The organism is Falsiroseomonas sp. (genome assembly GCF_051860665.1).
Classification (GTDB): domain Bacteria; phylum Pseudomonadota; class Alphaproteobacteria; order Acetobacterales; family Acetobacteraceae; genus Falsiroseomonas.
Map to the genome: position 1 here is coordinate 152,078 of NZ_JBHYDM010000002.1, position 12,531 is coordinate 164,608.

The window sequence follows — 12,531 nt, forward strand, 5'->3', positions numbered from 1 at the left end:
CCCGGAACGCGGGGGAATCAAGCCAGGGCCACCTCGCCGGCCTCTGCCGGGCTTCCGCGGGCCGCGGCGCGGGGCGTAGCTTGCCCGCAACAACCACAAGGGTTGGCGGGGGAAACATGGTCATCGAGCCTTTCATGCGCCGGCTGCTGCCGGTGCTCGTCGTCCTGCTGGGCGCCGGAAGCGCTTTCGCGGCGGACCTGCCGGACCGCCCGGTCCGCATCCTCGTCCCCTTCGCCCCCGGTGGCACCAGCGACATCGTCGCACGTGTCCTGGCCGAGGCCGCCTCCGCCCATCTGCCGCGTGGAGCGGTGGTGGAGAACAAGGCCGGCGCCGGCGGCAATATCGGCACGGTGGAGGTGGCGCGCGGCCCGGCGGATGGCACGCTGCTGCTGCAATGCGCCTTCGGACCCTGCGGCGCCAATCCCGCGCTCTATGCCAATGCCGGCTACGACGTGCTGGCCGACTTCGCCCCCGTCATCCTGACCGGCGCGGTGCGCAACGTGATGGCGGTGCGGCGCGACCTGCCGGCGCGGAACGTCCAGGAATTCCTGGCGCTCGCCCGCAGCCAGCGCGGCGGCATCAGCTTCGGCTCCTCCGGCGTCGGCGCCTCGAACCACCTGGGTCCGGAGCTGCTGCGGGCGGTGACGGGGATCGAGATGGTGCATGTGCCCTATCGCGGCTCCGGCCCCGCCATCACGGACCTGATCGGCGGGCGGATCGACGTCTTCTTCGACAACCTGCCCTCCATCCTGCCGCATCTCCGCGCCGGCACCGTGCGCGGCCTGGCCGCCGTCAGCGCGGAACGGCTGCCGGAGCTGCCGGATGTGCCGACCTTCGCCGAGCAGGGCGTGGCGGGCATGGCGATCGACAGCTGGTTCGGCTTCATGGCGCCGGCCCGCACGCCGCCGGCCGCCATCGCCGCGCTGAACGCCGCCTTCAACCAGGCGCTCTCCGACCCCCGCGTGCGGTCCCGCATGGCGGAGCTCGCCGTGGCGCCGCTGGGCGGCACGCCGGAGGCGATGGGGATGCATGTGCGGGCAGAGGTCGCCCGCTGGGCCGATGTGGTCCGCCGCCAGGGAATCCGCGCCGAATGACACCCTCCACCATCACCTGCGTCCGCACGCTCCGCGTCCCCGAACGCGCCAATATCCTGTGGGTCGAGATCGAGACGGCAGAGGGGCTGACCGGCCTCGGCGAGAGTTTTCGCGGTGCTGCGGCGGTCGAGGGCCAGATCCACGAACTCGTGGCCCCCTACCTGCTCGGCCAGGACTCGCGAAACATCGAGCGCATCCACCGCCACCTGATGACGCCCTATGTCGGCTTCGGCGCCTCCTCGGCCGAGATGCGCGCGGCCTCCGCCGTCGATATCGCGCTGTGGGACCTGATGGGCCAGCGGCTCGGCGTGCCGGTGCACGAGGCGCTCGGCGGGCTGAGCCGGGACCGCATCCGCGCCTACAACACCTGCGCCGGCTACGACTACAACAGCGCCAAGGATCGCCGGGATATCCGCGCCGGGGAGGCCGCCATCGGCCCCTATGACGACCAGGTCGCCTTCATGCAGCGCGCCGACGAGCTGGCGCATTCCCTGCTGGAGGAAGGGTTCACGGCGATGAAGATCTGGCCCTTCGACGTCTACGCCCCGGCCTCCGGCGGCCAGCTGATGAACCTGGAGGATCTGAAGAAGGGCATGGAGCCCTTCGAAAAAGTCCGCCGCGCGGTGGGCGACCGGATGGAGGTGATGGCGGAGCTGCACTCCATCTTCTCCCTCCCCGCCGCCACCCGCATCTGCCAGGCGCTGGCCCCCATCAAGCCCTTCTGGGTGGAGGACCCGATCGGCAAGATGGACGACACGGCCGCCCTGGTGGAGCTGCGCCGCGCCGTGCCAGGCATGCCGATCTGCGCCAGCGAAACCCTCGGCGGCAAGGTGGCGTTCCGGGACCTGCTGGTGGCAGGCGCCACCGACGTAGTGATGGTGGACCTGACCTGGTGCGGCGGCCTGACGGAAGCGCGGAAGATCGCGGCGCTGGCGGAGGCCTGGGCCCGCCCGGTGGCCCCGCACGATTGCACGGGGCCGGTGACCTTGGTCGCCAGCCTGCACTTCGCCCTGCACGCGGCGACGGCGATCTTCCAGGAGGTGGTGCGCGCGACGCTGGCCACCTGGTATCGCGACCTGGTGACGGAACTGCCCCGGCTGGAGAAGGGTTTTTGTCTCCCGATGCAGGGGCCGGGGCTGGGCACGAAGCTGCAGCCGGATACGCGCAAGCGGGCCACCATGCGCGAAAGCCGCGGCTGAACCTCGACACGGCGCTCGGCGGCGCTGCGCCGGACCGGCTGCTGCTGGCCTGCGTCGGTTATCTGCTGGCGCCGGCGCTGATCTTTGGCGGCGGATTCTTCGCGGCGCCCTGGTGGCTGGGCTTTCTGGCCATCGGCCTGGCGGGCTTCGCGCTCATGCCCGGCTGGCGCGGCGGCTGGCCGCTTTCGGGCCCGTCGACGCTGGCCTGCCTGGCGGGTGGCCTCGCCTGGGGATTCGGCAGCAGCGGCACCCACCACCTCCTCTATGCCGCCGTGGACTGGCAGATCCGCGACGCGGTGCTGCACGACCTCGCCACCGGGCCCTGGCCGGTGGGCTATGTGGTGGGGGATGTGGTGCGGCTGCTGCGGGCGCCGCTCGGCTACTACATGCCGGCCGCGCTCGCCGGGCGGGTCGGCGGGCTGGCGGTGGCGGAGGCGGCGCTCTTTGCCTGGACCGCGCTTGGCCTGGCGCTGGTGCTGGCGCTGCTGGTGGCACTCGCCCGGCAGGCGGGGCTGCGGGCGCGCTGGCTGGTACTGGTCTTCCTCACCTTCGGGGGGCTGGACCTGCTGCCCAATGTCTTCCTCGACGTGACGGAGGGCGACGGGCTGCTCAGCTACTGGCAACGTGGCGGCGAATGGTGGGCGCGCATCTTCCAGTATTCCGGGCATGCCACCCTGCTGCTCTGGGTGCCGAACCATGCGCTGCCGGCCTGGATTCCGGCGCTGCTGTTGCTGCGCCATGCGCGGCAGCCGCGCTTCCTGGCTGTGGCGGCGCTGCCGCTGGCGGCCGCGGCGGCCTGGTCACCGCTCGGCGCGCTGGGGGCGGGCTTGATGACGGCGGTGGCCGCGCTCTCCGGCGGGCTGTGGCGCGCGGCGCTGGCGGGGCCGGTGAACTGGCTCGGCCTGCTGCTGGCCGTGCCGCTGGCCTGGTTCCTCGCCGCCGGCTCCAGCGCCATCCCGCATGGGGCGCTGCTGGCGGAACACGGGCTGGCGGTGCTGCCGCGGCTGGCGCTGTTCCTGGGTCTGGAATTCGGGCTGGTGGCACTGGCCGTGCTGCTGCTGCTGCGGTCGCGGCTGCTGGCGGCGGGGCTGCTGATCCTGGTGCTGCTGCCGCTCTATGTCTTCGGGCCGGGCAATGAGATGACGATGCGCACCGGCATCGCCCCGCTCGCGATCCTCGCTGTGGCCGCGGGCGCGGCCCTGCAGGGCGCGGCGGGCTGGCGGCGCGGGCTGCTCGCCGGGCTGCTGCTGGTGGCGGCGCTGGGGCAGGGGATGGAGGCTTCCATCCTCACCCGCCCGCCCTGGCCCTCCAGCCGCGACTGCTCCCTGCCCGAGGCCGCGGCCCAGTCGGTCTTCGACGCCACCGACTGGTCGCATTACGTGGTGCCCTGGCCGGAGCCGGAGCTGGCGCCGCTGATCGCGGCGCCGGTGATGCGGGAGATCCAGCCGGAGGCGATGGCCCGCTGCTGGCCCTGACCCTTATTGGTGCACCGGCACCACGGCCACCGCGTTATAGGGCGAGCCGTCGATCAGCCGCGTGCTCCAGGCCAGGTAGACCACCGCATTGCGCTCCTCATCCACGAAGCGATGCACGCGGGTTTCCTTGAAGAACAGGCTGGTGCTGCTTTCGAAGACCACCTCGCCCCGGTCGCCGCGCCGCGCCCCGGGCTGGATCTCCACCGGGCCGGTGGCGCTGCAGCTCAGCGCGAAGCGGGCCGGGTCCTCCGCCACGCCCAGCATGCCGGAGAGGCCGCCGGTGCGCGCCTGGCTGATGTAGCAGGAGACGCCGCGCACCTCGGGATCCGTGAAGCGTTCCACCACGACCCGGTGGCTGCGGGTCAGGCCGAGATTGGTGATGGCCGTGTTCACATGGCCGATCTCCTTCGTCTCCTCCGCCCGGGCCGGGGCCCAGGCGAAAGTGGCGGCGAGCAGGAGGAGGGCAGGAAGGCGGAGCATGGGGCGGATCCTTCGTGGGGCCGGGCTTGGGGCCAAGGGGTGAAAGGGGTCAGTCGCCAAGGGCGACGCCTTCGCGGCGGGGGTCGGCAGCTCCGAGGATACCGTGCGGCGTGATGCGGATCGCGGTCAGGCCGGAATTGATCTCCCGCACATCCACGCGATGACCGCGGGCCTCCAACGCCGGCGCCAGGGCGGCGGCCGCGGTGCCGGCCTCCAGCTCCACCCCCGCCGTGCCCACCACGCCGATGCGCGGCAGGGCCAGCGCCGCCTCGGGCGGGAGGTTCCAGTCCAGCATCGCCACCAGGCTCTGTGCCACATGGCCGATGATGCGCGCGCCGCCGGCGCTGCCCACCAGCAGCACGGGCCGCCCACCGCCATCCAGCACGATGGTGGGCGACATGGAGGAGCGGGGCCGCTTGCCCGGCTCGACGCGATTGGCGACGGGGCGGCCATCCACTTCCGGCACGAAGCTGAAGTCGGTCAGCTCATTGTTCAGCAGGAAGCCGCCCACAAAGATCCGGCTGCCCATCACCGCTTCGATGGTCGAGGTCATCGAGACGGCGTCGCCAAAGCCGTCGACGACGGAGATATGGCTGGTGCCGCTGCCATGTTCCGCCGGCTGCGGCGCCAGCCCGGCCAGCCGCCAGCGCGGATTGCCCGGGCGCGGCGGGGCCATGGCGCGCTCGCGGTCCACCAGCTGGGCGCGGGCGGTGAGATAGGGTTCCTCCAGCAGCCCGGCGACGGGCACGCGGCCGAAGTCGGCATCGGCCAGATAGAGGTTGCGATCGGCAAAGGCGAGGCGCCCGGCCTCGCCCAGCAGATGCGCGGCATCCGCCCCCAGCGGGTCCAGGCCCTGCAGGTCGAAATGCTCCAGCACACCCAGGATCTGGCCGACCGCGACGCCGCCGGAACTCGGCGGGCCGAAGCCGCAGATGCGGAAGGCGCGATAGGGCGCGCAGACGGCAGGCCGCAGCACCGGCGCATAGCCGGCGAGATCGGCGGCCGTCATCCCGCCGGGATTGGCATGGCCCTGCACGGCGGCGGCGATGGTCTCGGCCAGCGTGCCGCGATGCAGCGCATCCGCCCCCTGCTGCGCCACCTGCCGCAGCGTCGCGGCGAGGGCCGGGTTGCGCAGGGTGTGGCCGGCGGGCAGGGGGCGGCCGTCCTCGGCGAAGAAATAGGCCCGCGCGCCGGGATCGCGGCGCAGCGGTTCCGCATTGGCCGCGATGGCCGCCGCCATGCGCGGGGAGACGGTGAAACCCTGCTCGGCCAGGGCGATGGTCGGCGCCAGCAGCCGTGCCCAGGGCAGGCGGCCGGTGGCCTGGTGCGCTGCCTCCAGCATCCGCAGCAGGCCGGGCACGCCGACGCTGCGGCCGCCCTCCATCGCCTCCGCGAAGCGCATCGGGCTGCCATCCGGGTTCAGGAAGAGGCGCGGCGTGGCGGCCGCCGGCGCCGTTTCCCGCCCATCCCAGGCAGCGATCGACTGGCTTTCGCCGTCATAGTGCAGCAGCAGGGCGCCGCCGCCGATGCCACTCGCCTGCGGCTCCGTCAGCGTCAGCATCACCGCGGCGGCGATGGCGGCATCCAGCGCGCCGCCGCCCTCCCGCAGCACCTGGCGCGCCGCCTCGCTGGCGTGCGGATTGGCGGTCGCCGCCATGTGCCGCTGCGCGGGCTGCGCCAGGGCTGGAAAGGCGAGGAGAAGCAGCAGAAGGACTCGAAGCGCCATTGGGACCACCCGCCTGATGCGCCTAGTCTAGGCCATGCCCGACCCCAGCGTCATGCAGCGACGACAAGCTTCCGAGGCGCGCGGCCGCCAGGCGGAGGCCGCCGCCGAGGCCGCCCTGGCCTCCGAGGGATTCGCGGCGCTTGCCCGCCGCATCAGGACAGGCGCCGGCGAGATCGACCTGGTGGTGGAGCGCGACGGGCTTCTGGTCTTCGTCGAGGTGAAAGCCCGCGCCACGCTGGCGGAGGCCGCCTTCGCCCTCGGCCCGCGCCAGCAGGCCCGGCTGATGGCGGCCGCCGAGGCCTGGATGGCGGCCAATCCCGGCCATGGCGCGGCCGGCGTGCGCTTCGACGTGCTGCTGGTGGACGGGCAGGGCCGGGTGCGGCGGATCGCCGATGCCTTCCGGGCCATGGGCTGATGCCGGTCGGGGTGATCCTGCGGCTGGATGCCGAGGCCGAGGCCGCACTGGCCCGGCTCGGCACGCGGCTGGTCTATGCGCCGCACATCACCCTGCTGCGCGGGGAGGATGCGGCCGAGGCCGACCTCGCCAGGGCGATGGCGGCCGCGGAGGCGGCGGCGGTGGATCTGACCTTCGCCAGCTTCGGCCTCTTCCCCGGTCCGCCCACCGTCCTGTTCCTGGCCCCGGTGGTGACGCCCGCCCTGCTGGCGCTGCACGCCACCCTGGCGGCAGCGGTGCCGGCGGGGGTGCTGCATCCGCATGTCCAACCCGGCGCCTGGGTGCTGCATGCGACGCTCGCCCAGGACGGGGTCGATCTGGACGCTGCCCTGGCCGGCTGGACCGGCCCCATCGCGGGGCGCGGCCTGGCACTGGAGCTGGTGCGCTTCCCGCCGCCCCTGGTGCTGGCGCGGCGGGAAATGGCGGCAGGCTAAAGCGCCATATTGTCCAGCAGCCGCACATCCCCCAGCTTCGCCGCCGCCAGCAGCCGCCCCGGCCCGCCCTGCCAGTCCGCCAGCGTGTCCGGCTGCACGAGGGCAAGATAGTCCGGCGCGAAGCCGGCCTCGCGCAATTGCCGCGTCGCCCGTTCCAGCACCGGGCCCGGCGCGGCGCCGGCGCGGATGGCGTCCAGCGCCGTCACCATCAGCCGCGGCAGCAGCGGCGCCAAGGCGCGCTGGTCCGCCGTCAGGCGGATATTGCGGGAGGAGCAGGCCAGCCCATCCGCCTCCCGCACCGTGGGATGCGGCAGGATCCGGATCGGCAGGTCGAGGTCGGCCACCACCCGCGAGACCACCTGCACCTGCTGCCAGTCCTTCTCCCCGAAGACCGCGACATCCGCCTGGCTCTGGCTGAAAAGTTTTGTGCAGACGGTGGCGACGCCGCGGAAATGGTCGGGCCGCGCGGTGCCCTCGAAACCCAGGGCGGGGCCTGCCACCTCGATGCGCGTGGCGCTGCCGGGCGGGTACATGGTCGGCACATCCGGCATCCAGACGATGTCGCAGCCCACCTCGCGCAGCTTCGCGAGATCACCCGCCTCGTCGCGCGGATAGCGGGACAGATCCTCGGTGGGGGCGAATTGCAGCGGGTTGACGAAGATCGAGACCGCCACCGTCTCCGCCACCTGCCGCGCTGCCGTGACCAGCGCGAGATGCCCCTGGTGCAGCGCGCCCATGGTCGGCACCAGGCCCAGGCGGCGCCCGTCGCGCCGGGCCGCCGCGCTGGCGGTGCGCAGCGTGGCGAGGTCGCGGATGATCTGCATGGCGGTTCCCCCTGAGCCCAAGGCCGCCCGATTGCGGGAGGGCCGGCGCCGCGGCAAGCCCGGGCGACGCAGACCAGCCGCCCGGCCGCGACATGCCGCGTCCGTGTAGGGGCGTCGTGGTGACGAGGCGGCGGGACAACCGTTACCGTTCGACTGCCTCAGCAACGGAGAATGAAGGAATGCGGATTGCCGCGCGGCTGATCGGCCTGTCGATCCTGGCCTGCACCACCTGGATGGGCTCGGCGGAGGCCAATGAAATCTGGCGCCGCAGCAGCGGGCAATGGACGGTGAAGCTGGTGCAGACGCCCGGCCAGCGGGCCTGGTGTTCCTGGGATACGCGCTTTCCCGCCAGCGGCCGCACCGTCTCCTTCATGCTGAACACCACCGGCCTGCACCTGTTCCTGGGTGGCCGCGACATGCGGCTGGACCGGCTGCGCGGTCAGCAGGCGATGATCCGCGTCGGGCAGAACAGCTACCCCGTCACCTTCAACTTCGGCGACTTCAACGCGCGCAGCGGCCTGGGCGGCGCGGCCGGCCCGATCGCCAGCGACCCGACGGAAATCCGCAACTTCGTCGTCGCCTTCGCCAATGCCAGCGCCGCAAGCATCCGCTTCGCCACCGGCGTCGCCTGGGACTTTGGGCTTCGCGGCACCGCGGCCAGCCTGCCGCATATGGCGGCCTGCACGGCGGAGATGCGCCAGCGCAACGGTGCCGGGGTGGACCTGGACCCGAGCCGCGGCGCCCCGCCGCCGGCCCGCCGGCTGGACCCGACGGCGCCGGACCTGCCGCGGGGCGGCCTCGACCCGACCATGCCCGGGCCCGATGCCGCGCCGGCACCGCGGCCCGCGCCTGGCCCGGGGCTGCCCAAGGGGTAGGGCGGCCGCGCCAGGATCAGGCCGGCAGGCCGTTGAACTTGCGCAAGGCCTTGTCGACCATGGCTTCCGGCAAGAAGCGGCGCAGCCGGCCGACTTGGGTCGCCTGCCGGCCAGCCGTATAGCGCAGCCGGGGCCTCGGGGCGGTGGCGGCGCGCACCACCATCTCCGCCACCACCTCCGGCGCATCCCCGGCCTCGACCCCCTGGCGCATCAGCGCCTGGCTGCGCGCGCTCTGCGCCGCGAAGACGGGCAGGGGCTGGTCGGCGCGGGTCAGGTTCTCCTCGAAGGCGGTGCGCGTCAGCCCCGGCTCGACCAGCACCACGCGGATGCCGAATTCCCGCACCTCATGGTCCAGCGATTCCGAGTAGCCCTCGATCGCATGCTTGGTCGCGGCGTAGAAGGCGTTGAAGGGCGCGGGGATCCGCCCGAGGATCGAGCTCATGTTCACGATCCGGCCGCCCTTCTGCGCGCGCATGATCGGCAGCACGGCATGCGCGACGCGCGCCACGCCGAAGACGTTCACGTCGAAGACACGCTGTGCCTGCCCCATGGAGGATTCCTCCGCCGCGCCGATCAGCCCGATGCCGGCATTGTTCACCAGGAGGTCGATGCGGCCGGCCTGGCGCATCACCTCGGCCACCAGGGCCGCCACCGAGGCCGCATCCGTGACGTCGCAGACCAGCATCGTCACGCCCGGCGCTGCCGCCACCGGCTTCCGGCTGGTGCCGAAGACCCGGTAGCCGGCGCGGGCCAGGGCGAGGGCGCTGGCCAGGCCGATGCCGGAGGAGGCGCCCGTGACCAGGGCGATGCGGTTCTGTGTCGTGCTCATCTGATGGATCTCTCATTCGGGGCTGGAAGGCCGCTGCCCCGGCTGATACTATCAAAAAGATACCAAGTCACTACTGAAAAGATATGGACAAGCACGACAGCCCCCCTCCCGAATGCCCGGTTGCACGCGGCCTCGCCGCGGTCGGCGATGCCTGGAGCATGCTGATCCTGCGGGACGCGCATCGCGGGCTGACGCGCTTCGACCAGTTCCGCCGGAACCTCGGCATCGCGCCGACCATGCTGACCAAGCGCCTGGCGGCGCTGACGCAGGACGGGCTGCTGGCCCGGCGGCTGTATTCGGAAAGGCCGCCGCGGGAGGAGTATGTGCTGACCGAGGCGGGGCGCGACTTCCTGCCGGTGCTGATGCTGCTGGGCGCCTGGGCGCGGCGGCATCGCGGTGGCGGTCTCGCCCGCTTCGTGGATGCGGAGACCGGCGCGGAGATCGAGCCGGTGGCGATCGATGCCGTGACCGGCGTCCCGCTCGGCGGCCGGCCGATCCGGATGCGCGCCCCGGACGGGGCTTGATGGGACTCAGCCCCGGCCGGGCATCCGGTGCCGGAAGGCCAGCGCTTCCGCCACATGGCCGCGGCCGACCCGTTCGACCGCCGCAAGATCGGCGATGGTCCGCGCGACGCGCAGGGTGCGCACCTGGCCGCGGGTGGACAGGCGCAGCCGCGTCGCCGCCGTCTCGAGCAAGGCCAGCGCCTCGGCCTCGGCCAGCGGCTGAAGCGCATCCCACTCGGCCTCGGCATTGCAGCGGGCGAGACCCCTTGCGCGCTGGCGTTCGCGCGCCGCGGCGACACGGGCGGCCACCACCTCCGTCCGCTCGCCGGGCGGTGCGCGGGTGAGTTCGGCGGCGGGCAGGGGCTGCACCTCGATCACCACATCCATCCGGTCCAGCAGCGGGCCGGAGAGGCGCTGCTGGTAGTCCTGGCCGCAGCCCGGCGCGCGGGCGCATTCGCGGGCGGGCTCGCCGAGATGGCCGCAGCGGCAGGGGTTCATGGCGGCGACGCATTGGAAGCGCGCCGGATAGGTCACATGCGCATTGGCGCGGCTGATGGTGGTGCGGCCCGTCTCCATCGGCTGGCGCAGCGCCTCCAGCGCCGCGCGCGGGAATTCCGGCCATTCATCCAGGAACAGCACGCCGAGATGCGCCAGCGAAATCTCCCCCGGCCGCGCGCGCGCGCCGCCGCCGACCAAGGCGGGGACGGAGGCCGAATGGTGCGGGTCCCGGAAGGGCGGGCGCTTCAGCAGCCGGCCCTCGGTCAGCATGCCGGCCACCGAATGGACGAGCGAAATCTCCAGCGCCTCGGCCGGCGTCAGGTCGGGCAACAACCCGGGCAGGCGGGCGGCGAGCATGGATTTGCCCGCACCCGGCGGGCCGACCATCAGCAGGTTGTGGCCGCCGGCGGCCGCGATCTCCAGCGCCCGCTTGGCGCTTTCCTGGCCGCGCACCTGGCTGAGGCAGGGGCCGCTCCAGGGCGCATCCTCCAGCCGCGGCGGCACCGGCTGGCTCAGGGTCTGGATGCCCCGGAAGTGGTTGATGAGGGAGGGCAGGTCGGGCGGTGCCAGCACCTGGATGCGCCCGGCCCAGGCGGCTTCCGGTCCCTGGCTCGCGGGGCAGACCAGGCCGAGTTCGCGGGCCGAGGCCGCCATGGCCGCGGGCAGCACGCCGGCCACGGGGGCGATGCTGCCATCCAGCGCCAGCTCCCCCAGCGCGGCGAAGTCGTGCAGCTCGTCGCGCGGCAGCACTTCCATCGCCGCCAGCACGCCCAGCGCCACGGGCAGGTCGAAATGGCTGCCCTCCTTCGCGATATCGGCGGGGGCCATGTTCACGAGGACACGTTTCGGCGGCAGGGAGAGGCCGATGGCGGTCAGCGCCGCACGCACCCTTTCCTTCGATTCGCCCACGGCCTTGTCCGGCAGGCCGACGATGAGGAAGGCGGGCAGGCCCGGCGCGATCTGCACCTGCACCTCGACGGGCAGGGCCTCGATGCCCGCGAAGGCGAAGGTCTGGATGCGTGCGATGGAACTCACGCACCCAGGGTTGATTCTTTTCGGGTCTAGATCAACCGCCGTATCCGGTCAGGAACCGCTCCAGCAGCGTGCCGAGGAGTTCGACGTTGTAGCCACCCTCCTGGATGATCGCGGCCGGCAGCCGCGCGGCCCCGATCATCCGCCCGGCCTCGGCAAAGCCATCCGCCGTGACGGAGAGAAAATTCAGCGGCTCCTGCGCGCTGGCATCGAAGCCGAGCGAGACGACGAGCGCATCCGCGCCGAAATTGCCGATGGCGGTGAGACCGGTGCCGATGGCGGCGAGCCAGACGGCATCGCCGCTGCCCTGCGCCAGGGGCAGGTTCAGGTTGCAGCCGATCCCGGCACCGCCGCCCCGTTCCTCGGCATGCCCGATGAACCAGGGATAGTAGCCCGAGGGGTCGCCATGGACCGAGACGGTCAGCACGTCCGGCCTCTCCCAGAAGATGCCCTGGGTGCCATTGCCGTGGTGGCTGTCGATATCCAGCACGGCGACGCGCTGCGCGCCGGCGCGCTTCAGCGCCTCCACCGCGATGGCCGCGTTGTTCAGGTAGCAATGGCCGCCGGCGCGCGCCGCATAGGTGTGGTGGCCTGGCGGGCGGCAGAGCGCATAGGCACTGCGACCCTGTGCGGCTTCCTCGGCCGCGGCGAGCGCACAGGCGGCGGCGCCGATCGAGGCCTGCCAGGTATGCGGCCCGATCGGGCAGCCGGCATCGGCCGTGTACCATCCCACCTTGCCGACCAGGCCCTGCGGCACCGGCGCGCCCTGTGCCAGCATTTCGGGCGTCGGGTGGATATTCGCGACCACTTCCGGCCCCGCGCCGGGCAGGGCGCTCCAGGCCGCATGGACATCTCGCAGGAAGTCCAGATAGGCCGCGGGGTGCACCGCCTCCAGCGCCGCGCGCGGGGCGGGGGGCGGCGTGGTGGGGGCCAGGCCCAGGCGATGCAGCCCGGCCTCCAGCGAGGCGGCGCGGCCCGGCACCTCGTAATTGGCGCGAACCTGCCCGCGCTGCAGGAAGAAGCGCGGGCTGTGCAATTCCTGGGCAGGATCGGCGAATGTCTTCATGCCCCGAACGGTAGAGGCGCGAATGCCGCCTTGTCCATGCGG

At 72.8% G+C, this 12,531-nt stretch carries 13 protein-coding genes; 7 read left to right on the forward strand and 6 right to left on the reverse strand.

Annotated elements, in window-relative coordinates:
• The first annotated feature begins 116 nt into the window (after positions 1-116).
• From ACTIF1_RS02505 to ACTIF1_RS02515, 3 genes are read left to right on the forward strand one after another with little or no spacing between them, the layout of a single operon-like run.
• Positions 117-1,094, forward strand: a complete 978-nt coding sequence (locus ACTIF1_RS02505) for a Bug family tripartite tricarboxylate transporter substrate binding protein (protein ID WP_439594789.1) — start codon at positions 117-119, stop codon at positions 1,092-1,094.
• Positions 1,091-2,293, forward strand: coding sequence for a mandelate racemase/muconate lactonizing enzyme family protein (locus ACTIF1_RS02510; protein WP_439594790.1), 1,203 nt, complete (start codon positions 1,091-1,093; stop codon positions 2,291-2,293). The genes ACTIF1_RS02505 and ACTIF1_RS02510 overlap by 4 nt, the downstream gene beginning before the upstream one ends.
• Positions 2,206-3,768 (forward strand): hypothetical protein, encoded by a 1,563-nt coding sequence (locus tag ACTIF1_RS02515; protein ID WP_439594791.1) that lies wholly within the window; start codon positions 2,206-2,208, stop codon positions 3,766-3,768. Before ACTIF1_RS02510 ends, ACTIF1_RS02515 begins: the two co-directional genes overlap by 88 nt.
• 3 nt (positions 3,769-3,771) lie before the next feature.
• Here ACTIF1_RS02515 and ACTIF1_RS02520 read toward each other — a convergent pair whose 3' ends face one another.
• Together ACTIF1_RS02520 and ggt are read right to left on the reverse strand one after the other, a co-directional pair.
• Positions 3,772-4,248: a CreA family protein gene (locus ACTIF1_RS02520; RefSeq protein WP_439594792.1), complete on the reverse strand. Its 477-nt coding sequence runs from the start codon at positions 4,246-4,248 to the stop codon at positions 3,772-3,774.
• A gap of 49 nt (positions 4,249-4,297) precedes the next feature.
• Positions 4,298-5,974, reverse strand: coding sequence for a gamma-glutamyltransferase (ggt, locus tag ACTIF1_RS02525; protein ID WP_439594793.1), 1,677 nt, complete (start codon positions 5,972-5,974; stop codon positions 4,298-4,300).
• A 34-nt stretch (positions 5,975-6,008) separates the two neighbouring features.
• On the opposite strand from ggt, the gene ACTIF1_RS02530 reads away from it, so the two are divergent.
• Together ACTIF1_RS02530 and ACTIF1_RS02535 are read left to right on the forward strand one after the other, a co-directional pair.
• Complete coding sequence (locus ACTIF1_RS02530) at positions 6,009-6,389, forward strand: YraN family protein (RefSeq protein ID WP_439594794.1); 381 nt, start codon at positions 6,009-6,011, stop codon at positions 6,387-6,389.
• On the forward strand, positions 6,389-6,862 hold the full coding sequence (locus ACTIF1_RS02535; RefSeq protein ID WP_439594795.1) for a 2'-5' RNA ligase family protein: 474 nt from the start codon (positions 6,389-6,391) through the stop codon (positions 6,860-6,862). The genes ACTIF1_RS02530 and ACTIF1_RS02535 overlap by 1 nt, the downstream gene beginning before the upstream one ends.
• On the opposite strand, the gene panC is transcribed toward ACTIF1_RS02535, so the two are convergent.
• Positions 6,859-7,686: a pantoate--beta-alanine ligase gene (gene panC, locus ACTIF1_RS02540; protein ID WP_439594796.1), complete on the reverse strand. Its 828-nt coding sequence runs from the start codon at positions 7,684-7,686 to the stop codon at positions 6,859-6,861. The two genes, ACTIF1_RS02535 and panC, sit on opposite strands and share 4 nt — an antisense overlap.
• A gap of 179 nt (positions 7,687-7,865) precedes the next feature.
• Between panC and ACTIF1_RS02545 the strand changes: the two genes are divergently transcribed.
• On the forward strand, positions 7,866-8,561 hold the full coding sequence (locus ACTIF1_RS02545; RefSeq protein WP_439594797.1) for a hypothetical protein: 696 nt from the start codon (positions 7,866-7,868) through the stop codon (positions 8,559-8,561).
• A gap of 16 nt (positions 8,562-8,577) precedes the next feature.
• Here ACTIF1_RS02545 and ACTIF1_RS02550 read toward each other — a convergent pair whose 3' ends face one another.
• Positions 8,578-9,390, reverse strand: coding sequence for an oxidoreductase (locus ACTIF1_RS02550; RefSeq protein ID WP_439594798.1), 813 nt, complete (start codon positions 9,388-9,390; stop codon positions 8,578-8,580).
• A gap of 83 nt (positions 9,391-9,473) precedes the next feature.
• On the opposite strand from ACTIF1_RS02550, the gene ACTIF1_RS02555 reads away from it, so the two are divergent.
• On the forward strand, positions 9,474-9,914 hold the full coding sequence (locus ACTIF1_RS02555) for a winged helix-turn-helix transcriptional regulator (RefSeq protein WP_439594799.1): 441 nt from the start codon (positions 9,474-9,476) through the stop codon (positions 9,912-9,914).
• Positions 9,915-9,920: 6 nt separating this feature from the next.
• Here the strand turns inward: ACTIF1_RS02555 and ACTIF1_RS02560 are convergent, their stop codons facing one another.
• The gene (locus ACTIF1_RS02560) at positions 9,921-11,426 is read right to left on the reverse strand and encodes a YifB family Mg chelatase-like AAA ATPase (protein WP_439594800.1); all 1,506 of its coding nucleotides are present in this window, start codon (positions 11,424-11,426) and stop codon (positions 9,921-9,923) included.
• A gap of 31 nt (positions 11,427-11,457) precedes the next feature.
• Entirely contained in the window at positions 11,458-12,489 is a 1,032-nt protein-coding gene (locus ACTIF1_RS02565) for a histone deacetylase family protein (protein WP_439594801.1), read from the reverse strand.
• Positions 12,490-12,531: the final 42 nt, after the last annotated feature.

Coding starts and splice junctions, on each gene's coding strand:
- ACTIF1_RS02545 (WP_439594797.1), top strand. CDS start 7,866: ATGCGGATTGCCGCGCGGCTGATCGGCCTGTCGATCCTGGCCTGCACC.
- ACTIF1_RS02510 (WP_439594790.1), top strand. CDS start 1,091: ATGACACCCTCCACCATCACCTGCGTCCGCACGCTCCGCGTCCCCGAA.
- ACTIF1_RS02520 (WP_439594792.1), bottom strand. CDS start 4,248: ATGCTCCGCCTTCCTGCCCTCCTCCTGCTCGCCGCCACTTTCGCCTGG.
- ggt (WP_439594793.1), bottom strand. CDS start 5,974: ATGGCGCTTCGAGTCCTTCTGCTGCTTCTCCTCGCCTTTCCAGCCCTG.
- ACTIF1_RS02530 (WP_439594794.1), top strand. CDS start 6,009: ATGCCCGACCCCAGCGTCATGCAGCGACGACAAGCTTCCGAGGCGCGC.
- panC (WP_439594796.1), bottom strand. CDS start 7,686: ATGCAGATCATCCGCGACCTCGCCACGCTGCGCACCGCCAGCGCGGCG.
- ACTIF1_RS02565 (WP_439594801.1), bottom strand. CDS start 12,489: ATGAAGACATTCGCCGATCCTGCCCAGGAATTGCACAGCCCGCGCTTC.
- ACTIF1_RS02550 (WP_439594798.1), bottom strand. CDS start 9,390: ATGAGCACGACACAGAACCGCATCGCCCTGGTCACGGGCGCCTCCTCC.
- ACTIF1_RS02505 (WP_439594789.1), top strand. CDS start 117: ATGGTCATCGAGCCTTTCATGCGCCGGCTGCTGCCGGTGCTCGTCGTC.
- ACTIF1_RS02535 (WP_439594795.1), top strand. CDS start 6,389: ATGCCGGTCGGGGTGATCCTGCGGCTGGATGCCGAGGCCGAGGCCGCA.
- ACTIF1_RS02555 (WP_439594799.1), top strand. CDS start 9,474: ATGGACAAGCACGACAGCCCCCCTCCCGAATGCCCGGTTGCACGCGGC.